The sequence below is a fragment of the Sphingobium sp. KCTC 72723 genome, from assembly GCF_014280435.1.
GTDB lineage: Bacteria > Pseudomonadota > Alphaproteobacteria > Sphingomonadales > Sphingomonadaceae > Sphingobium.
Genome location: NZ_CP060388.1, coordinates 2,960,546 through 2,983,826, shown reverse-complemented (window position 1 = coordinate 2,983,826; position 23,281 = coordinate 2,960,546). Strand labels below are relative to the sequence as shown.

Below are 23,281 nucleotides of genomic sequence, written 5' to 3'. Positions count from 1 at the left end.
GCGCTATGTCCGCAAGGCGCAGGCCGAAGGCCGCGACGCATCGGTGCCGGATCAACATTGCGCATTTCAGGCGATCCGGTTGGGCCATTATATCGGCGATGGCGCACAGCCATTGCATGACTCGGTACATTCCGATGGCTGGCGCGGCGACAATCCCAAAGACTATACGCGCGAACGCAGCATCCATGGCCGGTTCGAAAGCCAGCTGGTCGATGGCATGGCGCTGAGCGTCGCGGACATCGCCCCGCGCATCGGTGCGCCCGGCCACCGCAGCGGCGACATGTTCGACGCGGTACTGGCCTTTCTGGATAGCGCCGGCGACAAGATGGAAAGGGTCTACATATTGGAAAAGCGCAACGGCTTTGCCGATTTTGCCGATAAGGATGCGCGCGCGCTGGTTTATGAAAGGGCCGCGGCCGGGGCAACGATGCTACGCGACATGTTCTGTCGCGCATGGACGGAAAGCGCCGTGCCGCCTGCAAAAGTCACGCCTGCGCCGCCCGAATTTTCCAATCCCGCCTTCAACCCGGAAACGGGGTCCGCGCCGGATTGAACCGAACTGCGCGCCGCGCGCCTGCTGCGATAGGACAAAGCCGTCAGCAGGCGCGCGTGGCGGCGATGATCCATATCGAAATGCCGCATCAGGGTGATCGCAGCAATAGATCCGACGATCGGCACGCCCAGCCCCAGACCCAGCATTACCGCCTGAACCGGCATGGCCTGCGCCGTGTCGGGGGCATAGCCGACCCATCCCAAAGTCCATCCGATCAGCGCCGTCGCGCCCGCGCCGCTGGCCTTCACGACGACGAGGTAGAAGGCGAACAGTCCCGTTTCGAACCGGCGACCGTGCCGCCACGCGACACTGTCGATCGCATCGGCCAGCAATCCCCACGGCAGCATATAGACGCTGGCAAAGCCAAAGCCGATCAGGATGGCGCAGGCCAGCAGGGCGACGGGCCAATGCAGGCACAGGGCAAAAGCCAGGATGCCGACAGCAACCACGCCATGACCCATGGCCAGCAGGTGGCTCTTGCTGAAACGCCCCGTCAGCGCCGTCCATATCAGGACGCCGACAAACTGCCCCAGGGTAAGCGCCAGCAGCAGCATCGGCACCTGACCAGGCCGATCGGCGACATAGGTGCCGATATAGAGCAGCATCCGCCCGAATGTCGGTGCGGCAAAGCCAGTGATGAGTGCCAATAGCCCCATGCCGATCACCATCGGATCGCGCAACGGTATGCCTATTCCGTCTCCGTCCGGGGCTGCCGCACCGGCGCGGACGATGCCCCTGCCCGATGTCAAGGCGCACAGGATCATCGTTACAGCAAACAAGGCGCCCGCAATAATCCCGGTGAGCGCCAGCCGGTCGAACGCATGGCTGCGCCCGGCCTCCTGCACCAGGGGCGTCAGGATGGTGGCGATCGCCAGCGCCGCCGCCGTGCTGAAGAACAGCCGATAGCCCGACACTCGGCCGCGCGCGCGGCTGTCACTGGTGATCTGCGCCATCAGCGCATTATGCGGCACGTCGATCACCGCATAAGCGCTGCGGAACAGCAACAGCGCGCAGGCCAGCATCCATTCCGTGCGCAGGCCCAGCGCAGGCATGGCGTAGAGCATCGCAAACGCCATGCCGCACGGGATGGCGGCGGCAATCACCATCCAGCGATAGCCCTTACCCGACTGCGCCAAGCGAATGACCAGCCGGGCGGCAAGCAAATCGAACACAAGATCGCCACACAGCGCGACCAGCATCAGCGATCCTGCGGCCGTCGCCGAAAGGCCCAGCAGGTCGGTCAGCAGAAACAGGATCGTCACGTCCGCGCCGGAAAAGATCAGCGCCTTGCCGAAATTACCCGAAGCATAAGCGAAAAACCGGCCCTCACGGGCGACATGCGGCAGCATGGGCTGAACCATGGCCCTATGCCACAAGCAGCGAGGCAGACTGCGTATTTCTGTCATGCCCGCCCAAGCGCATGACGGCGATCGGGGCGAGGACCATGGCCGGCAGGGCATAAGCAAGGCGGATGGCGACATCGCTCGTGCCGGTGCCGGATTGGCGGACCATCAGGTCGATCAGCCAGAGCGCGCCGCCGCCGCCCAGCCCCATGGCGAGTTTGAGCGTCACGCTGCTCATGCCATAATAGGTGCCGCCCAGCCGAGCGGCGCGCGGCGATGGTCGGTCCGCCAGATCGGCGACCATGGCCCGCAACAACATATAATCGACACCCCAACCCAGCGCGCGCATGGCAAGAAAGGCCGCGAAGACAAGCGGCTGGCCGTCGGGGATGAAAAAAATCAACGGCGCGGTGACAGCTTGCCAGCCATAGGCGATCATCAACGACCGTTGCCGACCGATCCGGGCGCTGATGCGGCTCCAGACCGGCAGCGTCGCCAGCGCCAGCACCGGCTGGACCAGCAGCAGCGTAGCGCCCCAGCCATTCAAACCCAGCGCGTCTTCGGCCAGAAACAGGAAACTGCCTGCGGCCGCTGCGTCGATGATGCCAGTCACCATGTAGAGGAACAGGATCGCACGCATGGACCGATCCCGCAGGATGGCCGCAAACAAAGCCAGCGGGCGCACCGCCGTCGATGGCCTGTCCGTGTCGGGGCGCTCGCGAAACATCATGATGACCGCCAGCACCGTGACGGGTGCAAGGACAGCGATGACCCAGCCCAGCACCTCCATCTGGCCCGCGCGCGCAATAGCAAAGCTGCGTTCCATCAGGGCCATGACCGCGATCAGGCCAAGCGAACCGAGCAACCCGAACCAGACTTTCGCGCCCATGATCCGCGTGCGCTGATGGCTGTCGTCCGACAATTCCAGCCCCCATCCACCATGAGGCGTGATGATGCAGGAATAGCCCAGATGCAGCAGCAGGCTGGCCCCCACGATCTGGACCAGCGCGGTGCCGGGCGGGGCAAGGAATAATAGCAACGCGCCGGCCGGGACGAGCAAAGCGCCTGCCAGCATCCATGGCCTGCGCAGGCCCAGTGGCGTGCGAACCGTGTCGCTCAACCAGCCCAGCACCGGATCGGCAACTGCATCCAGCAGACGAGCGCCCAGCATCAGCGCGCCCACCAGACCCAGCGTGATGCCGACGTCCAGCGTCAGGAAACGGGGCAGATAAGCGCGCCATGCCATTTCGATGGCCTGAAACAGCAGCACCGGCATCGTGAAGATAGCCAGTCGGGCGCGGCTGATCCGCATCGTGCCGGGCGACGACGGCTGATCTGTTCGCAGGGGATGGCCCAGTCGCATGACGCGCCGGTACAGGGCGTCTATGACAGCTTCATGAAGCAGCCGTTCTATTGGAACAGTGCCGTCAGACCCTCTATTTCCATGCGGATCGGCGTGCGGGATTCCTCTGTCGTCCAATCCACATGGTTACGCGACAGGGATGCCAGAAAGGCGGACAGTAGCGCTGCTTCAAGATTCCCCGGCTCCGGCCGTTGGGGCAGCAGCATCCCGAACAAGGCACGCGACGTTTCACCGCGCAAATAGCGCAGTTGCAGACCAAATTGCCGCAGCGCCGGATCGCGCGCGACGGCAAGGTGCAGGGCATCGACTCCACCACTACCCGACGATGCCGCGATGAAATCGGCAATGCCGCCAAGCGACTGGCCGCCCGATGGCAAGGCCGCCGTTTGCACGCGCAGACGCGATACTGCCTTGATATACAGCGCTTCATAGCCAAGCTGCATCAACTCCGCCTTGGTCCGCACCTTATGCGACACGGTACCTAGCGTCAGGCCCGCCTGTTCTGCAACGGCACGATGGGTCAGCCCGCCCGGCCCGGATTGTTCGATCAACGATGCCGCTGCGGTAACGATGCGCCCGGTCATGTCGTCATGATCGGGAATGCCGGGCATGGCGTCCAGCGCCGCCGCACGCGCGAAATCGCGCCAGGGCGATGGCGGCACCGCCTCCCCCGTCAACCACGCCCCAAGCCCGCGTGCGAATTCGTCCAACCCGGCGCGGTCCACCGCCCGTCGCCAGTCGATCATGTGGAGGAAGGATTCATTTTCGAACAGGCGATGGGCGACGCCAGCCCCTTTTTTCAGCCCGAAACATGCCATTGCCGTTTGCCAGAAGGCGCTCCACAATTCCTGCCATTGCATCCGCTGGTTGCGTGCCGTCGGGCTATCGGTGCGCAGCAACTGGCCTTCGCGCCATGCAAAGGCGAGGCGGCGTTGCTGCGTCACCCAGTCATCGACACAGGCAGCGAAGAAAGCGGGGAAGGCCCGCGAATCGCAGGGCATCCCGGCCAGCTGGGCCAGCCGATCGGCGCACCACAAGCGCGCCTGCCTCTGCGCCTGCCCCTGTGAAATAGCCAACAACTGTTCCAGAGAACCGAAATGATGGTAGATGGATGAAACCGGAACGGACGCAACAGCAGACAATAGCCGCGCGGAAATCCGGTCATGCCCACTAAGCTCCCATTGCTCCTGAACGGCATCTATCAGCCTGAAATAGGATGATTTTTCTAAGTTTTCGGGCATGATTTTCCGGTATGAACGTGGGTAGTAGAACAGGCAGCATAGCAAGGTCGGGTTCACCGAACGAGATGCCTGACGCTCCATACAGACATTTTCATGACCATGCCAAACGTCATATTAGTTACATACGAACGTTCTAGCGGACCGGCGAACCAATTGGGGGAACCGATCATGACATTGCCTGGCCGCCTGCTATTACGCACCACCGCCCTTTGCGGCATCCTCGCCGTTTCGCAGCCAGCACTGGCCGCGCAGGATGCACCGCCTGCGGCGGTTGAAGCGTTCGATGAAGGCGAAGCGATCGTCGTGACCGGATCCATCCTGTCGGCGCAGCAGGATTCGATCGCGATCAAGCGCGCGGCGAACAATCTGTCCGATGTCGCCGCCGCCGATGCGGTTGGCCGCTTCCCCGACCAGAATGCTGCCGCCGCCCTGTCGCGCCTGCCCGCCGTCGCCGTGCAGCGCGATCAGGGTCAGGAACGCTATATTCAGGTGCGCGGTGCGCCCAATCGCTGGACTTCGGTCAGCATCGACGGCATCCCGATGGTCGGCGTGGACGAGGGCGGCGACACCCGCGCCTTCCGCTTCGACGCGATCCCCGCCGTGCTGCTGTCGCAAATGGTCATCAACAAATCGCTGACCAGCGACCTTCAGGCCGACGCCATCGTCGCCACCATCGACCTGCGCACCTATTCGCCGATGGACCGTAAAGGCCTGCATGTAACGGGCGACGCAGGCTATGGCTTCATGGACCTGGGCAAGGGCGAACAGCGTCAGGGTTCGCTGCGCCTGTCATGGTCCAACGATGTGTTCGGCGTGGTCGTGGGCGGATCGCACTATCGCCGCAAGCAGTTGACCGACAACCGCGAAGTGGGCGCCTATGATGCCAAGGGGCCGACCGAATTCGACGTGCGCCAATATGAGATCGAACGATGGAATAACGGCCTGTTCGGCGGCGTGGAATATAGCCCGGAAGAAGGCCAGCGCATCTATGCCAAGGCGATTTTTTCCGAATTCAACGATAATGAACAGCGCAACCAATATGAATTCCGGCTGGACCGCGCGACTGGCGGCACCCGCACGCAGGACAGCGGCAGCCTGACCGGGGTGCCGTTGCGCGGAACGTTCAATTTCGGCGAATATCGTAACCGCAACTATATCGGCACGGTGGGCGGCGATTATGCCACCGATGACGGGTTGAAAGCTTCGTTCAAGTTCAATTACAGCCGCACCGAAAACACCACCTTCCTGCCGCTGATCCAGTCGTCCACCAGCGGGGCGAACAATCTGTCGCTCAGCTACGACAATAGCGCCCCCAATTTCCCCATCGTCAACGTCAACGGGGCGTTCAACCAGGCCACGCTTTCGGCCAGCAGCACGATATTGATCGCCGCGCGGCAAAAAACAGTTTCCAACAGCTACACCGCAAAATTCGACCTTTCCAAGGAAATCGGCGATCTTATGCTGTCGGCGGGCGGCCTCTATGCCGATCGTGACATTGCGGGCAATAATTTCTCGACCGCCAATGTTGCTGCCCTTGGTGCGCTGGGCGCGTCGGTGGGCCAGCCTTTCAACATCAACAGCTATGTCACGAACCGGCCGTGGGACACCGGCTTCCCGCTCGGCGTCACGCTCAACTATGTCGATAATGTCGCCATTCGCGACGATGCGCTCAGCCTGCTCGACCGGTTGACAGCGGCTGGTCGTTACAATCCGGCGCTCGACGTGCCGGACGCCGACCGTTATGCCCAGCGTGAACGGACGCTGGCTGCCTATGTCATGGGCAAGGTTGAAAGCGGCGCGCTGACCGCCGTGGGTGGCGTGCGCATGGAACGCTATCTGATGGACAATCGCGGCACCGTCGTCGCCAGCGGTGTCGCCACGCCGCTGGTCTATGAAAGCAGCAAGACCGATTTCTTCCCCAGCCTGAACATCAAATATGCCGCGACCGAAAATCTGCTTCTGCGCGTGGCGGGCCAACGCGGCGTGTCGCGCCCGGCCTATGGCGCAATCCGCGTCGGCGCGTCGATCAACGACACCAACAGCCCCGGCACGATCGGCGGCGGCAACCCAGCATTGAAGCCCGAATATACCTGGGGCGCGGACGCCAGCATCGAATATTATCTGCCCGGTAACGGCATGGTATCGGTCGCAGCCTTCCACCGCTGGGTCGACAATGTCCTCTATCAAAATCAGGCGGCGGTCGGCAGCGATTTCTACGACTTTGGCGGGGTCGATCGCTCCGCCTACCTGCTCAGCGGCACCTATAATGGGCGCAGCGGCAAGCTTTACGGCGTCGAGTTCAACCTGCTCAAACAGTTCGACTTCCTGCCCGGCGCGCTCGATGGCTTCGGTTTTCAGGGTAACGTCACTCTGCTGGACGGCAGCTTCGACACGCCCACGCAGCAGGGTATCGCGTTTCAGGGCATGTCCAAGAAGATCGCCAATGCTTCCATCTTCTACGAAAAATATGGCCTGTCGGCTCGTGCCAGCTATCAATGGCGTTCCAACTGGCTCGACACGCTGGGCGGCTTTGGCAGCGGCGAATATCGCAAGGGCTATGAAAATCTCGATGTGTCGCTGCGCTATGCCATCAACGAAAATCTGACGCTGTTTGCCGACCTGTCGAACCTGACCAACGAAAAATATATCGCCTATCAAGGCACCACGGCAACGCCGACGGAGGTCGAACAAATCGGTTCGCGCTACCTGTTCGGCGCGCGCTTCAGCTTTTGACGGAGAATAGACAGATGCGCATCACGCTAATCACCTCGCTGGCCCTTGCCGCGTCGATCGCCACCCCGGCGAACGCGCGGGAGGCTGCAACCCTGACCCGGATCGACGCGGCCAACGTCACCCTAGACCGGGGCGAAACGGTGCCGGTCGCGATCTGGATCAGCCAGGATGGCATGATCGACAAGGCCGACCAGCAGGTCGAGCCGGGCCTGATCAAGGCAGCGGGCAAGGACGGCAAGCTGACGCTGGCCATCCCGGCCAACAGCCGCCGCTATGTCCTGCTCAAGGACCGTAAGGGCCATGTCAACGTCGTCGGCGAACGGGTTCTGCCGCTGGAACAGGGCAGCAATTTCCGCGACATAGGCGGCTATGTGACCAAGGATGGCCGCACCATACGCTGGGGTAAGGCATATCGGTCCGGTGCGATGCCATTGCTGAGCGAGGCGGACTACAGCCTGATCGACCAGCTTGGCATTGGATCGGTCGTCGACTTCCGCTCGATCGAAGAGCGCGAAGTCGCCCCGGATCTGGTCGACGATCGCACCGGCGCGCTATTCATTGCCAATGATTATTCGCTCAAGCCCCTGATGGCGAATTTCGGCAAGGGCAATGGCGAAAATGTCTATCAGGGCATGGAAAAGATGCTCGTCCCGCAATTGCGCGCGCTCTATCGCCGGATCGAGGCGAATGAAGGGGCAGTAATCTACCATTGTTCGGCGGGGCAAGATCGCACGGGCATGGCGACGGCGCTGCTTTACGACATGCTGGGCGTGGATCGCGACACGATCCTGAAGGACTATCACATGTCCACCGCCCTGCGCCGCCCGCAATGGGAAATGCCCAAGGTCAATCCCGCCGACTATCCCAACAACCCGATCCTGAAATATTATTATGCGGCGGATGAGAAGAAACGCACGGTGGCCGAACCGCTCTACACGCCGAGCGGCGCGTCGCATCTGGCGCAATTCTTCACCTATGTTGATGCGCAATATGGCGGATCTGAAGGCTTTATGAAGAAAGCGCTGGGATTGACGGACGCAGACATCGTCACATTGCGGGCAACGATGCTGGACTGAAAATGCGCTAAGGATGGATCATCGGGGTGCCGCCTTGTGGAGAGCGGCACCCTGTCGAACCAGGCCTAACCCAGCAATTTTGGAATGGCTTTTTCAAGCGCGCGAATATCAGAAACGCTGTTGAACAGTGCGGGGGTAATCCGCACACATGCGCCCCGCGCAGGCCCGTCACGATGAACGGAAAAGATGCGATATTCGTCGAGCAGTCGTTTGGCGATGGCAGCATTATCCTGCACACTGGTCCGCCCCGCAAAACGAAAAGACGTGATGCACCCGTGCAGCCGGGGATCGGCAGGGGTCAATATCTCAAGCCCCGTCGTACCCCGCAGCGTTTCGGTCCACAGGTTGCGCAAGTAAGAAAGCCGGGCGGCACGGGCGGCATCCCCGATCCCGTCCTGAAAATCCGGCGCGGCAGGGACAGTCAACTGCGCGGCGAAATCGACGGTGCCGGTGTGGACCCGCGCTTGGCTGTTGGCCGCAAAGGGCGGACTATTCGCGCTGTCCGGGTCGATCAGGTCGATCTTGCTCTTGCGAATATAGATGACGCCGACGCCCAAAGGAGCGCCCCACCATTTATGCAGATTGAAACCGATGAAATCCGCATCCAGGTCTGCCGGGCGGAAATCGAGTTGGCCCCAACTATGCGCCGCATCGACAATCGCATCGACGCCACGCGCGCGGGCCATCGCCACGATTTCCCGAACCGGCAGCACCAGCCCGGTCCGGTGGCTCAGATGCGTCAGCAAAATCAGACGGACCTTCGGATTGGCCTTGAGCGCGGCTTCATAGGCGTCGATCAAACCCTGATAGGTCGCCGGTTCGGGCAAGGCGATGGACAGCAGATCAACGCCACGACTATGCTTGAGCGACGCAAGGCAAGCCTGCATACTGTCATAGTCGAGATCGGCATGAAGAACCGCATCCCCCGGCCGTAATCGGTTATAACCAACGATAAGCGCCTTCAACGCTTCGGTCGCATTGCGGGTGAAAGCGATCTCCTGTGGGGCCACGCCCATCTTCGTCGCAACCCTATCGCGAACCGCAATCAGGTCTGGCGTCAGGCTGCGGCGTGCATAATAGCTGGTGTCGCGATTGACCCGCCGCACCGCCATTTCATAATGGGCCAGCACCGGTCGGGCCATCATGCCCCAATTGCCATTTTCCAGTTGAATGACGTCGCGCGTCACATCGTATTGGGCAGCCACGCTGGCCCAATATGCCTCATCATCGGGCCGAACCACTGCGACCGTCGGCAGCGCAGCTGAGACCCGCCCCGCCACTAGCATTGCCGCTCCTGCCGCCATCATCTGCCTGCGCGTGAAATCCATTTCCCGACCCTAACCGATCAGAAGCTCAGGCCCAAGCAGACATAATATTGCCCGCCATCGGTGTCATAGGGGGCGTTGCGCGCAATTATCGTTCGGGCGGGTTTGGCGGCACGTCGATCATGAGGCTGGCGGAAACCGAACCCTTTGCTTCGGAAACTTTACTCTTCCCCTGTGGGTCGGTTCTCATCCCTGCTCTTGCGCCCGGCGGCCTGACTGCCGGGCATCTTTTGTATGTGATGATCCAGCGACCAGGCGCCTCCTCCGCGACCGACCAGCGGCAGCAGGATCGCCGTCCAGCCCAGATGCGTTGGCCAGGCGTCGGGATAGACGAATATCTGAATAACCGCAGTCATGCCCAACAAGGCAATCGCCGCAGGCCGGGTGAACAGGCCAAGGATGAGCAGTATCGGGAATATATGCTCGCTATAGGTCGCAGCCTGCGCCGCGATATGCGGCGCAATGAACGGCAACGCATATTCGCTGCTGAACAGGTCATAGGTGCCAGGCGTAATGGTCAGCAACCCTTCCACCTTGGTTCGTCCCGACTGGAAGAAGATCGCCGCGATACTTACGCGCGCAACCAGCAGCAGCAGGCTTTGGGGCAGCAGGCGGGTAAGGATGTCGACAAAGCGATTGTGCAATTCGGACACGTTAAGGGCTGGCATGGCGATCAACTCTGCATGGAGGGGCGCATCCGGCGTCGGCACGGGGGACTTCAGCCGGATGCGTGAGGGGGCAGGTTCAGGCCTTGGGCGTCAGCGATCCCAAACCCTTGGGAGTCTTGGTCTTGACGCAGGTACCAGCCTTGACCAGTTTCCAGGCATCGCCCTGATAATCGACCTTGGAAGATCCTGCGCAACTGGTGCCGGCGCCGGCCTTGCAGTCATTCTTGCCCGCCAGCGATACGCCATAGCATTTTTCGGTCGACTTGCTGGTCGGGGCGGCTGTGGCGCCGGTAGCGATCGAGAGTGCAAGTGCAGCAGCCAAAGTGGCATGGGTCTTTGTCATGGAACTTATCCTGTAAAATGCGCCGTCCCGGTGGCGGGGCGATGACCATGCCGTGACCGGGCGACCCGATGGCGGCATTACTGGCCGGGTCATGACAGACAATTCGGGCAGGCAGATGCAAAGGTTACAATGCCGTCCGCAAGATTTTTCCTGTAGCCTTGCTGTAACCTTTGCCACCCCGATAGCGAATGACGGATCAGGAGCGTGAATGCGGGCAAGTGAAGACCAGCTCAGGACGATGATGATCGGCGGCCTTGATGGCGACGCCGTGGCCCATGCCGCGCTATTGGCGGCGCTCGTTCCGTTGCTGCGCGCCTTCTACCGCCGCCGCATGTGCGATGGCGGGGATGATATCGAGGATCTTGTGCAGGAAACGCTGATTGCCGTTCACACTCGCCGCGCCACTTATGACCGCGACCGTGCCTTCACCGCATGGCTGTTTGCGATCGCGCGTTACAAGATGATCGACCATTTTCGCGCACGGCGCGCGACCTGCCCGATCGAGGGTCTGGAGGATGTTCTGGCTACCGAAGGCTTTGAGGATGCAACCCATGCGCATATGGACATGGATCGTCTGCTCGCGGAATTGCCCGGCAAGCAGGCGCGCGCCATACGCCGCACCCGCATCGACGGGCTAAGCGTGGCAGAAGCGGCCAGCACGGACGGCTTGACCGAGTCCGACGTAAAGGTTTCGGTCCATCGCGGGTTGAGGGCGCTGGCGGCGCGGATCAAGGGGGAATGGCAGTGAATACCCCACATAAAACCGACGACCTCATCCGCTCTCTGGCCCGGAACGTGCCGCCAGTGTCACGCCATGCCGTTGGCCGCCGTATCGCCGTTGGCATCGTCGCGGGCGCCCTCGTCACGACGATCGCGGTCATTCTGGCATTGGGTATTCGCCCCGATCTGGGGCTGGCGATGCGCGGCACTGCCTTCTGGATGAAATGGGCTTATACTGTCTCTCTCGCTGTCGCCGCGCTGGTGATGGTCGGGCGCTTGGCCCGGCCCGATGCGGGGCGATTGCGGTGGTTGTGGCCGCTCGCCGTGCCGGTCCTGTTGCTTGCCGCGATCGGCGCTATGGAAATGGCGCGGGTGCCTTCGGGCGAATGGTTGTCGATGTGGCTGGGGAGCAGTTGGAAGAAATGCCCATGGATGGTGCTGACCCTGTCCGCGCCGATCTTCACCGGGCTGCTCTGGTCCTTCCGGCGGCTCGCACCGACCCGGCTACGCGCGGCCGGGGCGGCGGCGGGACTGGCAGCCGGCGCGTGCGCCGCCACGCTCTATTGCCTGCATTGCCCGGAAGTATCGGCGATCTTCGTGCTGACATGGTACACGTTTGGCATCGGGCTTGCCGCTTGTTTTGGCGCGCTGCTGGGTCCGCGCCTGCTGCGCTGGTGAAAAGAAAATAGCGTCCTTTGTAACGCCCTGCTCCCTGCGTCCGAACTGGAGAGGCCAACCCGGCACCATTTTCGGAGATCATCCCATGACCAGCATCACATCGAGCATCAGTTTCGCCGCAACCGCCGCTCTGCTCGCGCTCGGCACCACTGGCGTTTCGACCGTCGCCTTTGCCAAGGCGGACAAGGCGCAGACCGTCCATTGCTATGGCGTCAACAGCTGCAAAGGCACCTCGGACTGCAAGACTGCCGCGAACGAGTGCAAGGGCATGAACGTCTGCAAGGGTCATGGTTTCAAGGAAATGACTGCCAAGGCCTGCACCACGGCGGGCGGTAGCCTGACCGAAACCAAATAAGCCTTCCCCGCCCGGCCGCTCATTCAGCGGCCGGGCATTCTCCTGCACGAAGGCTCCCCCATGCCAGCCACCGATCCGCCCTTTTCCGGCTATGGCCTTGGCCTGCGCAAGGACCATTATCGCGACTTCCTCGAAACCACGGTTCCGGTCGATTTCGTCGAAGTGATTTCGGAAAATTTCATGATCGATGGCGGGCGACCCACCGACACGTTGCGCCGTGTGCGCGAACGCCACCCCGTCGCGCTGCATGGCGTGTCAATGTCGATCGGATCGGCCGACGGTCTGGACCCGGCCTACCTTGCTCGCCTCAAGGCGCTGGTCGATGCGGTGGAGCCGCTTTTCGTGTCCGACCATCTCAGCTGGTCGCGCCATGGCAGTTTCAATTCCCACGACCTGCTGCCCCTGCCCTGCACGCCTGAAGCACTCGATATCGTCTGCACCAATATCGGCCATGCGCAGGATATATTGCAGCGGCCCATGCTGATCGAAAACCCGTCCAGCTATATCGCCTTCGACGGTTCGGTAATGACCGAATGGGCCTTCATCGACGCCATGTGCGCGCGAACCGGCTGTTACCTGTTGCTGGACGTCAACAATATCTTCGTCAGCGCCGCCAATCATGGGTTCGATCCTTTAGCCTATCTGGCGGGCATCCCCGCCGACCGCGTTCGTCAGGTGCATCTGGCCGGGCATAGTCGGGGTGCGGACATGCTGATCGACACCCATGACCAGCCCGTGCCGCCATCGGTATGGGCGCTTTATGCGCAGGCGATCGAACGGATCGGCCCGGTCGCCACCATGATCGAGCGAGACGACGCCATTCCGCCGCTGAACGAACTGCTGACCGAACTGGCGATCGCCCGTTCGATCGGTGCCGCCGCACACCGGCAGGCAGCATGACACTCGCCACGCTTCAGAGCGATTTTCGCCACTGGCTGATCGACGGATCGGATGCAGCCGCGACCCGTTTCGCGGCGAGCGCGCAACCGGGCCTGCTGATTTACCAGAATAATTATCGTGCAGCGCTGATCGAATGCCTCACCGAACGATATGAGCGGGTACATCTCTGGCTCGGCGACGAAGCGTTTGTGGCGGCAGCGGCAGCGCATATCGACGCCACCCCGCCATCGAGCTGGACGCTTGATGCCTATGGGGCAGGTTTTGCCGATACGCTGGCGCGCCTCTATCCACAGGATCAAGAGGTCGCCGAAATCGCATGGTTGGACCAAGCGCTGGCCCAGGCCTTCACTGCGCCCGATGCTCCTCCGCTGACGGCTCGTGCTATCGCGCAAATCAACTGGGATCATGTCGTGCTGACCCTGACCCCCACGCTGACCATGGCACCGGCCCACAGCAATGCCGCGGCGATCTGGTCCGCGCTGGCGGCAGGCGAAATGCCACCAGTCGCGCAGCAATTGCCCGTCCCCCAGACCCTGCTCGTATGGCGACAGGACTTCACGCCCTGTTTCCGCACCATCGACGCGCCGGAAAGAGACGCGATCAGGCAAATCCGCGCCGGTGCCACGTTCGCAGACCTGTGCCAGACCCAGATGCTGGCATTGGACGAAACCGATGGCCTGGCGCGCGCGGCAGCATTTCTGGGACAATGGTTCAGCGACGGGCTGGTCACAGGCGCAACATGTTAGAGTTTCGGTGCCAGCCCTGATGGCGTAGGCGACGATCATGCGATCGTCCCAAGTTGAAATCAGTCGACCCGTTTTAGGCGCAGGGGCGAGAAACCGCGCCTAAAACTGCTACCGTTCCGGCTTTCCATATTGACGCGGTGCAGCATCGCACCTAACAGCGCGCCCTCTCTATATTATGCTAAGCCCGATCAGGCGCAGCCTTGCTCAGCGCTGGAGGCGCCGCGTGACGATGACCATGACTTTCGCCGACCTTGCTCTGGCACCGTTTTTGTTACAGGCACTCGCCGAGGAAGGCTATGCCAGCCCCACGCCTATCCAGGCGCAATCCATCCCCATGCTGTTGCAGGGCCGCGACATGCTGGGCATGGCACAAACTGGCACGGGTAAGACCGCAGCTTTTGCGCTGCCGCTGCTGCATCGCCTTGCCGCAGATCCTCGCCCCGCACCCAAGGGTGGCGCCCGCATTCTGGTGCTGGCGCCCACGCGCGAACTGGTATCCCAGATCGCCGCTGGCTTTGAGAGTTTCGGCCGCCATCTCAGGCCGCGCGTGACAACGATCTTCGGCGGGGTAAGCCAGTTCCATCAGGTCAATGCGCTCAGGGATGGCGTAGACATTATCGTGGCAGCACCGGGGCGCTTGCTGGATCTGATCGACCAGGGGCTTTGCGACTTGTCCGGGCTGGAGGCGCTGGTGCTGGACGAGGCCGACCAGATGCTCGACATGGGCTTTGCCAAGCCGATCGAGCGCATTGTCGCAACGCTGCCGAAGGATCGCCATACCCTGCTGTTTTCGGCAACGATGCCGAAATCCATCGCCGCGCTTGCCGAAAGCCTGCTGAACGATCCGGCCAGTGTGGAAATCGCCCCGCCATCGACCACCGTCGATCGGATCGAACAGTCCGTCATGTTCCTCGACGCCGCAGACAAGAAGGCCGCACTGCTGGCGCTGCTGCAAACACCGGAAATCGGCCAGGCCGTCGTCTTCACGCTGCAAAAGAATATCGCCAACGAAGTCTGTGCCTTCATCAGCGAAGCGGGCATTCCTGCCGAAGCGCTGCACGGCAACAAGTCGCAGGGTCAGCGCGAACGTGCGCTGGATGCCTTCCGTGCCGGGACCGTGCAGGTTCTGGTTGCGACGGATATCGCCGCGCGCGGCATTGATGTCGATACGGTAACACATGTTTTCAATCATGACCTGCCCAGCCTGCCGGAAAGCTATGTCCACAGGATCGGCCGCACAGGTCGCGCAGGGCGCAGCGGCTTTGCCATCACACTGTGCGATGCCGAGCAGCGTGCCTGGTTGCATGATGTGGAACGGGAAATCGGTCGGCCCCTAACGGTTCAGGCCGATCACCAATGGCATTGCGAAGTCGCGCGTCATTCGACCAAGCGCGCGCCTGTGCTGGGTGGTGGACCGGTCAAGCAAGTCAAACCGCAAAAAGAGCGCGTGCGCAAAGTCTGGACCGAAGAAGAAAAGCTCGCAGCGCGGGACGCTGCGAAAGCCGCCTGAGCGGACGGCCATCGGGAATAGAAGAAATGCTTATTATTTCAGAAAATTGCTTCTGCAATATACGCGCCACGATATTGCAATAACAAGTTTCTAACCGCTCCCTATCGGCTCAGAGCCACAGGGGAGATCACCACATGTCACGTCATTCGCGCATATTTTGCGCGCCGCTTCCGCTCGCCATTTTTGCGCTGGCGCAGCCTGCATTTGCCCAGTCGGCGACACCGACTGCTGTTGCGCCCGCAGACGCTGCGGCGGAGGGTGAAATCATCGTCACCGGCACTTATGCGCGCAGCCTTGCTGCGGCCACGGAAAGCAAGCGCAAGGCGGCCTATGGCGTGGATTCGATCAATTCCACGGACATCGGCAAATTTCCGACGCAAAATGTCGCAGAAGCGCTGCAACTGGTCACAGGCATTGCCATCACGCGCCCCCGTGGTGAAGGTTTGTATGTGAGCGTCCGCGGCCTTGGCCCGCAATTTCAGAGCACATTGGTCAACGGACGCACAGTCGCAATCAACGACCTTATCGAAAATGGCGGCGCCCAAGGCCGCCAGTTCCGTTTTGAGATGCTGCCTGCCGAATTCGTGTCGCAGATCGACGTGATCAAGACGCCCACGGCAGACATGACCGAAGGCGCGCTCGGCGGGAACATCGACGTCAAGACCTTCCATCCGTTGGAAGTCGGCACCAAGACGACGCTGAACCTGCGTGGCACCTACACCACGATGACCCAGAAGGTGCAGCCAAACGCCACGGTGCTGAGCAGCTTCAAGACGAAGGACGACCAGTTCGGCATATTGGTCGGCGCGCAATATTGGGCCAAGTCTGTCCGCAACGACCGCTTCTACAACACCGGCTGGAACCTCGTCCCCCGCTTTGCTCAGACTCTGGGCGGCAGCTATTACACGCCCACTCGCACGCGCCCGACGGTAGAAACCGAAGAACGCAAGCGCCTGTCCGGTATAGTGTCGGCGCAGTGGCGCCCATCGCCCGAACTGGAAACGACGCTGGACGTTTCCGTCACTCGCCTCGACGTCGAATATGACGAATTTGGCCTCGACATCTATCCAGACGATCCGGGCACCACGATCGTCCCTGGCTCCTTCACGGTCGTAGGTGATACCGTGACGCGCGCGACGATCAACAATGTCCGGTTCATGGCCTCGCGCGAATATAGCCTCAACCGCCATGATCTGATAAATATCGGGCTGAAGCAGCTTTGGAACCCAGGCGACTGGCATGTCGCGGCGAACATGAACTGGTCCTATGCGCACAGCTTCCACCCCAGCTATGCACAAGGCACCGTCCGCAGCCGTATGCAGATCATAGCGCCCCTCACCTATGATGCTTCGGGCGGATATAAGGTCGCACCGACAATCAGCCCGCCAGCGAATGTGACCAATCCCGCCAACTACATCTTCTATCCGTTCAACATCGCACCCAAGAACAGTAAGGACTGGGATAGCTATACCCGGCTGGACGTTGACCGCGATCTGGACGGTTTCATTACCAAGATACAGGCAGGCGGCGAATATCATTGGCGCAAGCGCGACTATAGACGTCGGGATTTCAACGTGAACATCGCGGGCAATCCGCCCATCGCGCAGGTCGTGCCAGGCGGATATGAAGCGTTGCCGTTCGACGATTTCCTGTCGGGCGTGTCTGGCAATATTCCGCGCAGCTGGGCAGTCCCCATCACCAGTGCCTTCTACAACACGCTGTTCACCGACGCGATCGCCAACGCGCCGCTCACTGCGGGCGACCGGCGGGCATCCTATGTCGTCACGGAAAAGATTATCGGCGGCTATGTGCGCGCCGATTATGCCTTCCCTCTGGGCGACATCAACATCAGCGGCAATGTGGGCGTGCGTTATGTCCATACCGATCAGGTGGCGAGCGGTACGCTGACACTGGGAACGACACCGACACCAGCCAGCTTCCCGCAAACGTTCAACAACTGGTTGCCCAGCTTCAACCTGCGCGCCGAGTTGACGCCGAACCTGATCGGCCGCCTTGCCGCCAGCCGCGTGCTGACCCGGCCGAACATGACGCAGACGGCACCGCAGATCAGCGTGTCGACCGACGCGCCTACGGCCAGCGGCGGCAACCCTGATCTAAAGCCGTTTCTGGCGACCCAGCTGGACAGCTCTTTGGAATGGTATTTTCGTTCCAATGCGTCGCTGACCGGCGCGGTCTTCTACAAGAAAATGGACGATTACATCACCGCACAGAATGTCAACATCGACATTCCGGGGCGCGGCACGGTTTTGCTCAGCACTCAGGTCAATGGCGGCGACGCCAAGGTATATGGCATCGAAGCAGCCTATAACCAGGTCTTCACCTTCCTGCCCGAACCGTTCGATGGTCTGGGTTTTCAGGCATCCTACACCCACACCTCCGTGCGTTCCAACTACACCGCCGGCGCGCGCCCTATCGTCAACCAATTGATAGGCCTGTCCAAGAACAGCTACAACCTCGTCGGCTTCTACGACAAGGGAGCGGTTTCGGCGCGCCTGTCCTATGTATGGCGCGGTCGTTACCTGTCGAGCAATGGCAGCACCACCCAGACAGAAGCCTATGTCGCTCCGTTCGGATCGCTCGACGGCAACCTGTCCTTGCGCATTTTGCCCAAGACACTGGTGAGTCTGGAGGGCATCAACCTCGCAGGCGCGAAGGCCTATTCCTATAACGGGATCAAGCAGCGTTATAATGAGATCCAATATTATGGACGCACGATCCTGTTCGGCATTCGGACTGAATTCTGATGCGCAGAATTGCCCTGACTGCCCTTGCCACCGCCGCGCTGACTCTGATCGGCGCGGCGGCCCCGGCAGACAAGCCAATGGCGATGAACGACATTCAGGTCGTGGGGTCGCACAATAGCTTCAAGACCAAGATCCCCGACGCGGTAATGGCCAAAATCCGGGCGATGGAACCGAAACAGGCCGATGGCCTCGATTATTATCACATCCCCCTTACTGAGCAGCTTGATGCGGGTGTATGCCAGCTTGAACTGGACATTTTTGCTGATCCGCAAGGTGGGCGCTATGCCTTTCCCAAGGGTGAGGAACTGGCACGCAGCGCAGGCGAAAAGACCGGTTTCGATCATACCGCGATGGCCAAGCCTGGCTTTAAGACCTTGCACATTCCCGATGTCGATTATCTCAGCAGCTGCGTGACGCTTGTCCAATGCCTGAAGGAAGTCGACAGCTGGTCGCGTGCGCATCCCGATCATCTGCCGATCATGATCACGCTTAACGCAGCGGACACGGTATCGAACCGGCAGGGTATCAGCAATCCACTCCCGCTGGACGACATCGGGCTGCTCGACGCCCTGGACGGAGAGATACGATCGGTTTTACCGGACGGGCGGCTCATCACGCCTGATGAGGTCCGTGGCAATGCGGCAACGCTGCGGGATGCAGTGCGCACACGGGGTTGGCCCAGCCTGGATTCAGCGCGTGGCCGGATCTACATTCTGCTCGACGTGCGTGACGCCGTTTCGAATGCCTATCGCGTCGGCCACCCCTCGCTTGCAGGACGGGCGATGTTCGGCTGGTATCCGGATGGCGCGCCGGAGGCCGTCATTCAGATCGTGCAGGATCCGTTGGTTGACGGAGCGAAAATCCGGCATTGGGTGCAACAGGGCATGATCGTGCGCACCCGAACGGATGCCAATACACTGGAGGCCCGCGCCCATGACTACGCCAAGGCGGAGGCGGCGATGGCAAGTGGCGCGCAGGCGATCAGCACCGACTATTATCCCGGCGCGCCCGATCCGTTGAAGACGGGTTTCACCGTTACACTACCCAATGGAAAGATGGCGCGGTGCAATCCCGTGCGCCTGGCTGCCGGATGTAGCCTCCACCCTTGAGCAACCTCATGAATCCGACGTCCAGCCAGCGAAGTTGCACCGGGGCAAGTTCGCGATAGACATCAGTTGCGCATTAAGTTGCCTCCGCCGCTGATCGCTTCGTCGATGCCTAACGGCGGCTTTCCATATACGCCTCTCTTGCAAAGCATGTCCGACGCAGTGGCGGACAGGCGATCCGGCTCGGCCTGACTGCTGGCAAAATCCAACCTTGCGCTACCGCTATTTCCCTGTGGGTTTTTGAGCGGTACGGATAAGCCAATCTGCATTGTTCCGCCGGATATATTGGCTCAGCGCCACCAGTTCGGTATCGTCAAATTCCTCGAAACGCGGCATACCATTAGTCACCAGCGCGCCGTCACGCACAACAGTAGCAAAAGTCTTAGGATCGAGTGGCACAGCAGATGCCCGCAGATCGGGTGCATGACCGGCTGCGATAACATCGACGCCGTGACAGACGGCGCAATGCCGTGCGTAGGTCAGCACACCACGCGCTTCCACAGCAGGGTTGGGTCTGAAACTGGGGTAAGCGGCACGGCATCGAACTTGGGCAAAGTTGCCTTGCCATTGAGCGCAAAGGTCAGGATGCGCCGCGCCTGTGTGCGATAATCTATGCTGACCGGCAGCAGCGCGCCAAATGCCGCGCCGCTGGTGCCCATGCCGGTGATGACGGTCACATATTGCGTGCCATTGACCGCGTAGCTGATCGGCGGCGCAGTGACGGGCGCCTGCGCCGAAAAACGCCAGAGCGGCTTGCCACTGTCGGCCGCATAGGCGTTGAACTGGCCGTCGATCCGCCCCTGAAAGACTAGATTGCCGGCGGTCGTCATCACGCCGCCATTCCATGGCCCCGGCGTCGGCACCTTCCAAGCCGCACGCTGGCGCACTGGACCCCAGGCGACCAGCGCGCTTGTAGCGTTGGTGGAGCCTGCGTCCTTGACGACGAAATTAGGGATAGCCGCGCCGTCCACCGCGTTGCCGGGTGCCCGCACCCAATTGGCTTTCGTGATGCCGACGTCATTGTAGCTGGTCGCCATCTCGATCGCCGGGATGTACACTGGCCTGCCTTGGGGTTGAACGCCATCGGCAGCTAGGTGTGCGCGCCGACCGGACCGGGCCACATGGTGAATGTCTTGCCGTCGGGATAGCGTGCGTCGGGGTCTTCTACCGGGCGGCCGGTCTTCAGGTCGGTGCGCTTGGCCCAACTGACCTTGACGAAGGCTTTGGCGGAAATCAGCTTTCCGTTGACCCGGTCGATGAGGTAGAAAAAGCCGTTCTTGGGCGCGGTCATCAGGACCTGACGCAGCTTCCCGTCGATGGTCAGGTCGGCCAACTCCATGTCCATCGAGGCATTATAGTCCCAGCTTTCGCCCGGATTGACCTGATAATGCCATTTATAGGTGCCGGTCGTGGCATCCAGCGCCACGACCGATGCCAGGAACAAATTGTCACCCGTGCCTTCGCTGCGCACCTTATGATTCCAGGGTGAACCGTTGCCGACGCCCAGGATGATGGAGTCCGTACTGACGTCATAGGTCATCGCGTTCCACACGGTCCCGCCGCCGCCATATTTCCACCAATCCCCGGCCCAAGTCCGCGCCGCCATTTCCACGGCCTTGTTCTCGAACCCGTCCTTGGGATTGCCCGGCACGGTATGGAAGCGCCAGAGTTGCTTGCCGGTTTTGGCGTCATAGGTCGTCACATAGCCGCGCACCGAACTGACGTCGCCGCCGCCGAAGCCGATGATGACTTTGCCCGCGAAATAGCGCGGCGGGCCGCTGATGAAGCTGGCATTATCGATCGACAGCGTGCGCGACGACCAGGCGAGCCCGCCCGTCTTCGCATCGATCGCCAGCAGGCGGCCGTCATGAGTGCCGACGAAGATCCTGCCCTCGCCATAGGCAAGGCCGCATATGCCCCAGCCCTGGCGCAACTTGCGGCCCGATACTTCGGCCGCCTTGCTGTCATATTCCCAGAGCAGCTTGCCCGTCACTGCATCGATCGCGCGGACCATGGTGTAGCCCGTGGCGGTGTAGACGATCCCGTCGATTGCCAGCGGCGCGGATACGCTGTTCTGCGGCGGCAGGTCCATCGACCAGACCAAGCCCAGCTTGCTGACATTTCCGCTGTCGATGCTGTCGAGCGGGCTGTAATGTTGTTCCCCGCCGGTCCGCCCGAACCCCGTCCAGTCATTGGGGTTGAGCACCGCATCAGTGGTATCGCGGACCGCGGGCGTACAACTAGAAACGAGCAGGGTGGCCGCCGCGAAAGCTACGACAACCAGGGCCTGATGACGCGGCATATATCCTCCCGACACGCTTATCCCTGCGTGATAGCCCGTCATAGGCGGTTTACGCCTCTGTCAAAGATGTTAGTCGCGGATGCGCGCGCCCAGCGTTGCGAATAATAGCGTTCTCCGGTGATCGGATCCCCGCGTGCCGGGGGATCGAAATCCGCCAGCGTCCACCCCAGAAAATGCTCTTTTGCCATTACCTGTCCTCTTCCCAAGCGCTCTTGCACAGCGCGCGCGAATGTAGAGGTAATCTAGGCATAGGGGGGGTCTGCGAACCTCGGCTTTGTGTTAGGGTCTGCCTTCAGCCGATGATCGTAGCTGAACCGCCTTGATCCGGTCAGCCCGCGAGACGCAGCGCAATTATGTACGCAACATCGCGCGTATTGCCGCCTATCTCCGCCGTCCTCCCGGTCCACGATCTAAAGCGCTGCCGCCCGTCTGCCACCGCACAAGCATCGTGAGCTGGGAATCCACAGACTGTCATTGTCGCTCGTGATCACAGGGGGTCTAAGGCAGAGTTACAGCCAAAGATTTTCGAGGCGTACCAATCGGCGATCGACGTCGATGGCTTGATTCGCACGCGACCGTGGCCGACACCGACAGAGGATGCTAGGGAGGAACCATGCTCACCCTGCGCCAAATTGAGATATTCCGCGCCATCATGATCGCAAAAACGGTCAGTGCCGCCGCGCAGATGCTGGGCACGGCGCAACCCGGCCTCAGTCGGATGCTCGGCCATATGGAAGACAAGCTGCATTTCCGCCTGTTCGACCGCACGCGCGGGCGGCTCGTCCCCACCCATGAAGCACGCGTCCTGTTCGATGAGATCGAGCATATCTACAAAGGATTCGAGGATCTCAGCCACGTCATCAAACGGCTGGCTAAAGGCGAGGACCGGACGTTTCGTGTCGGTGCGTCGCCCTCTCTTGGCCATTCGGTTGTCCCACGGATGCTGGCGCGATTGACCGCCAACTATCCTGGCCTCACCATCCAGTTCGATATCCTTTCGGTCGAACAGGCATCCGACTATCTGGCGCTGCAACGCGGTGATTATGCCCTGACAGTCTTTCCGATCGACCATCCCAATATCCTGTCGAGCCGGATCGGCGCGGGGCGTATGGTATGCGCTGTCCCCGCCAGTCATCGCCTGGCCGACCGGGCACAGATCGAGGTCGCCGATATCGCCGACGAACAACTGCAATCCTTCCGCCCCGACACGCCGCACGGCAGGATCATCGCCGACATGTTTGCGCGGTCGGGTCAGGAACTGGAGGTGGACACCTATATCCGCTTCGCCGAAACCGCCGTCGCCTTCGTCGCGAACGGCATGGGCGTGGCGCTGGTCGACAGCTTCACTGCCATGCAGGCCCACGCCGAAAGCGTGCGCTTTCTGGAGTTTGACGATCCGGGGACTTTGCCGGTCTATATCAACCGCAATTTGGAATCCCCCCGCGCAATCATGGGCGAAACCTTCGAGGAGATCGCCCGATCGGTCCTGATCGGTCTACCCCGGCCCAAGCCATAACATAAAGGCATTGGAAAGCGCGTTTAGGACGCTGGAAA

At 61.3% G+C, this 23,281-nt stretch carries 20 protein-coding genes; 11 read left to right on the top strand and 9 right to left on the bottom strand.

Annotation, left to right across the window (positions count from 1 at the left end; all coding sequences use genetic code 11):
• Positions 1-399: 399 nt before the first annotated feature.
• Genes SPBM01_RS14690 through SPBM01_RS14680 form a run of 3 tightly spaced genes read right to left on the bottom strand, consistent with a single transcriptional unit; the run spans position 400 to position 4,335 of the window.
• Positions 400-1,914: an MFS transporter gene (locus SPBM01_RS14690; protein ID WP_262504184.1), complete on the bottom strand. Its 1,515-nt coding sequence runs from the start codon at positions 1,912-1,914 to the stop codon at positions 400-402.
• Positions 1,915-1,918: 4 nt separating this feature from the next.
• On the bottom strand, positions 1,919-3,259 hold the full coding sequence (locus SPBM01_RS14685) for an MFS transporter (protein ID WP_188062367.1): 1,341 nt from the start codon (positions 3,257-3,259) through the stop codon (positions 1,919-1,921).
• A 47-nt stretch (positions 3,260-3,306) separates the two neighbouring features.
• Entirely contained in the window at positions 3,307-4,335 is a 1,029-nt protein-coding gene (locus SPBM01_RS14680) for a TetR/AcrR family transcriptional regulator (protein WP_262504183.1), read from the bottom strand.
• 333 nt (positions 4,336-4,668) lie between these two features.
• Here SPBM01_RS14680 and SPBM01_RS14675 point away from each other — a divergent pair, with 333 nt between their 5' ends.
• Together SPBM01_RS14675 and SPBM01_RS14670 are read left to right on the top strand one after the other, a co-directional pair.
• On the top strand, positions 4,669-7,233 hold the full coding sequence (locus SPBM01_RS14675; protein ID WP_188062364.1) for a TonB-dependent receptor: 2,565 nt from the start codon (positions 4,669-4,671) through the stop codon (positions 7,231-7,233).
• Between the two features lie 14 nt (positions 7,234-7,247).
• The gene (locus tag SPBM01_RS14670; protein ID WP_188062363.1) at positions 7,248-8,309 is read left to right on the top strand and encodes a tyrosine-protein phosphatase; all 1,062 of its coding nucleotides are present in this window, start codon (positions 7,248-7,250) and stop codon (positions 8,307-8,309) included.
• Positions 8,310-8,374: 65 nt separating this feature from the next.
• Here the strand turns inward: SPBM01_RS14670 and SPBM01_RS14665 are convergent, their stop codons facing one another.
• The 3 genes from SPBM01_RS14665 to SPBM01_RS14655 form a co-directional block, all read right to left on the bottom strand.
• Complete coding sequence (locus SPBM01_RS14665) at positions 8,375-9,637, bottom strand: aminotransferase class V-fold PLP-dependent enzyme (protein ID WP_188062362.1); 1,263 nt, start codon at positions 9,635-9,637, stop codon at positions 8,375-8,377.
• A gap of 158 nt (positions 9,638-9,795) precedes the next feature.
• Positions 9,796-10,302, bottom strand: coding sequence for a DoxX family protein (locus SPBM01_RS14660; RefSeq protein WP_188065731.1), 507 nt, complete (start codon positions 10,300-10,302; stop codon positions 9,796-9,798).
• Positions 10,303-10,378: 76 nt separating this feature from the next.
• Complete coding sequence (locus tag SPBM01_RS14655; protein WP_188062360.1) at positions 10,379-10,645, bottom strand: DUF2282 domain-containing protein; 267 nt, start codon at positions 10,643-10,645, stop codon at positions 10,379-10,381.
• 208 nt (positions 10,646-10,853) lie between these two features.
• Here SPBM01_RS14655 and SPBM01_RS14650 point away from each other — a divergent pair, with 208 nt between their 5' ends.
• The 8 genes from SPBM01_RS14650 (at position 10,854) to SPBM01_RS14615 (ending at position 19,428) form a co-directional block, all read left to right on the top strand.
• The gene (locus tag SPBM01_RS14650) at positions 10,854-11,393 is read left to right on the top strand and encodes a sigma-70 family RNA polymerase sigma factor (protein ID WP_188062358.1); all 540 of its coding nucleotides are present in this window, start codon (positions 10,854-10,856) and stop codon (positions 11,391-11,393) included.
• Positions 11,384-12,043, top strand: a complete 660-nt coding sequence (locus SPBM01_RS14645) for a DUF1109 domain-containing protein (protein ID WP_188062357.1) — start codon at positions 11,384-11,386, stop codon at positions 12,041-12,043. Before SPBM01_RS14650 ends, SPBM01_RS14645 begins: the two co-directional genes overlap by 10 nt.
• A gap of 85 nt (positions 12,044-12,128) precedes the next feature.
• Positions 12,129-12,398 carry a hypothetical protein gene (locus SPBM01_RS14640; RefSeq protein ID WP_188062356.1) on the top strand — a complete coding sequence of 90 codons (270 nt, stop codon included), beginning with the start codon at positions 12,129-12,131 and terminating at the stop codon, positions 12,396-12,398.
• A 60-nt stretch (positions 12,399-12,458) separates the two neighbouring features.
• Positions 12,459-13,298, top strand: coding sequence for a DUF692 domain-containing protein (locus SPBM01_RS14635; RefSeq protein ID WP_188062354.1), 840 nt, complete (start codon positions 12,459-12,461; stop codon positions 13,296-13,298).
• Positions 13,295-14,044 (top strand): DNA-binding domain-containing protein, encoded by a 750-nt coding sequence (locus SPBM01_RS14630; RefSeq protein ID WP_188062352.1) that lies wholly within the window; start codon positions 13,295-13,297, stop codon positions 14,042-14,044. The genes SPBM01_RS14635 and SPBM01_RS14630 overlap by 4 nt, the downstream gene beginning before the upstream one ends.
• Before the next feature lie 229 nt (positions 14,045-14,273).
• Positions 14,274-15,554 carry a DEAD/DEAH box helicase gene (locus SPBM01_RS14625; protein ID WP_188065730.1) on the top strand — a complete coding sequence of 427 codons (1,281 nt, stop codon included), beginning with the start codon at positions 14,274-14,276 and terminating at the stop codon, positions 15,552-15,554.
• 134 nt (positions 15,555-15,688) lie between these two features.
• The gene (locus SPBM01_RS14620; RefSeq protein ID WP_188062350.1) at positions 15,689-18,319 is read left to right on the top strand and encodes a TonB-dependent receptor; all 2,631 of its coding nucleotides are present in this window, start codon (positions 15,689-15,691) and stop codon (positions 18,317-18,319) included.
• On the top strand, positions 18,319-19,428 hold the full coding sequence (locus SPBM01_RS14615; RefSeq protein ID WP_188062348.1) for a Ca2+-dependent phosphoinositide-specific phospholipase C: 1,110 nt from the start codon (positions 18,319-18,321) through the stop codon (positions 19,426-19,428). Before SPBM01_RS14620 ends, SPBM01_RS14615 begins: the two co-directional genes overlap by 1 nt.
• 219 nt (positions 19,429-19,647) lie before the next feature.
• Here the strand turns inward: SPBM01_RS14615 and SPBM01_RS14610 are convergent, their stop codons facing one another.
• The 3 genes from SPBM01_RS14610 to SPBM01_RS14600 are packed head-to-tail and all read right to left on the bottom strand — an operon-like array spanning position 19,648 to position 21,631.
• Positions 19,648-19,911, bottom strand: a complete 264-nt coding sequence (locus SPBM01_RS14610; protein WP_188062346.1) for a c-type cytochrome — start codon at positions 19,909-19,911, stop codon at positions 19,648-19,650.
• Positions 19,905-20,483, bottom strand: a complete 579-nt coding sequence (locus SPBM01_RS14605) for a PQQ-binding-like beta-propeller repeat protein (RefSeq protein ID WP_188062345.1) — start codon at positions 20,481-20,483, stop codon at positions 19,905-19,907. The genes SPBM01_RS14610 and SPBM01_RS14605 overlap by 7 nt, the downstream gene beginning before the upstream one ends.
• Before the next feature lie 32 nt (positions 20,484-20,515).
• On the bottom strand, positions 20,516-21,631 hold the full coding sequence (locus SPBM01_RS14600; RefSeq protein WP_188062343.1) for a PQQ-binding-like beta-propeller repeat protein: 1,116 nt from the start codon (positions 21,629-21,631) through the stop codon (positions 20,516-20,518).
• A gap of 709 nt (positions 21,632-22,340) precedes the next feature.
• Between SPBM01_RS14600 and SPBM01_RS14595 the strand changes: the two genes are divergently transcribed.
• The gene (locus SPBM01_RS14595) at positions 22,341-23,243 is read left to right on the top strand and encodes a LysR substrate-binding domain-containing protein (RefSeq protein ID WP_188062341.1); all 903 of its coding nucleotides are present in this window, start codon (positions 22,341-22,343) and stop codon (positions 23,241-23,243) included.
• Positions 23,244-23,281 lie beyond the last annotated feature (38 nt).

What these genes read in the sequence shown, in the direction of transcription:
- SPBM01_RS14615 (WP_188062348.1), top strand. Translation starts at nt 18,319, where the DNA reads ATGCGCAGAATTGCCCTGACTGCCCTTGCCACCGCCGCGCTGACTCTG.
- SPBM01_RS14625 (WP_188065730.1), top strand. Translation starts at nt 14,274, where the DNA reads ATGACCATGACTTTCGCCGACCTTGCTCTGGCACCGTTTTTGTTACAG.
- SPBM01_RS14640 (WP_188062356.1), top strand. Translation starts at nt 12,129, where the DNA reads ATGACCAGCATCACATCGAGCATCAGTTTCGCCGCAACCGCCGCTCTG.
- SPBM01_RS14675 (WP_188062364.1), top strand. Translation starts at nt 4,669, where the DNA reads ATGACATTGCCTGGCCGCCTGCTATTACGCACCACCGCCCTTTGCGGC.
- SPBM01_RS14685 (WP_188062367.1), bottom strand. Translation starts at nt 3,259, where the DNA reads ATGCGACTGGGCCATCCCCTGCGAACAGATCAGCCGTCGTCGCCCGGC.
- SPBM01_RS14670 (WP_188062363.1), top strand. Translation starts at nt 7,248, where the DNA reads ATGCGCATCACGCTAATCACCTCGCTGGCCCTTGCCGCGTCGATCGCC.
- SPBM01_RS14635 (WP_188062354.1), top strand. Translation starts at nt 12,459, where the DNA reads ATGCCAGCCACCGATCCGCCCTTTTCCGGCTATGGCCTTGGCCTGCGC.
- SPBM01_RS14665 (WP_188062362.1), bottom strand. Translation starts at nt 9,637, where the DNA reads ATGGATTTCACGCGCAGGCAGATGATGGCGGCAGGAGCGGCAATGCTA.
- SPBM01_RS14655 (WP_188062360.1), bottom strand. Translation starts at nt 10,645, where the DNA reads ATGACAAAGACCCATGCCACTTTGGCTGCTGCACTTGCACTCTCGATC.
- SPBM01_RS14630 (WP_188062352.1), top strand. Translation starts at nt 13,295, where the DNA reads ATGACACTCGCCACGCTTCAGAGCGATTTTCGCCACTGGCTGATCGAC.
- SPBM01_RS14620 (WP_188062350.1), top strand. Translation starts at nt 15,689, where the DNA reads ATGTCACGTCATTCGCGCATATTTTGCGCGCCGCTTCCGCTCGCCATT.
- SPBM01_RS14660 (WP_188065731.1), bottom strand. Translation starts at nt 10,302, where the DNA reads ATGCCAGCCCTTAACGTGTCCGAATTGCACAATCGCTTTGTCGACATC.
- SPBM01_RS14650 (WP_188062358.1), top strand. Translation starts at nt 10,854, where the DNA reads ATGCGGGCAAGTGAAGACCAGCTCAGGACGATGATGATCGGCGGCCTT.
- SPBM01_RS14690 (WP_262504184.1), bottom strand. Translation starts at nt 1,914, where the DNA reads ATGGTTCAGCCCATGCTGCCGCATGTCGCCCGTGAGGGCCGGTTTTTC.
- SPBM01_RS14595 (WP_188062341.1), top strand. Translation starts at nt 22,341, where the DNA reads ATGCTCACCCTGCGCCAAATTGAGATATTCCGCGCCATCATGATCGCA.
- SPBM01_RS14645 (WP_188062357.1), top strand. Translation starts at nt 11,384, where the DNA reads ATGGCAGTGAATACCCCACATAAAACCGACGACCTCATCCGCTCTCTG.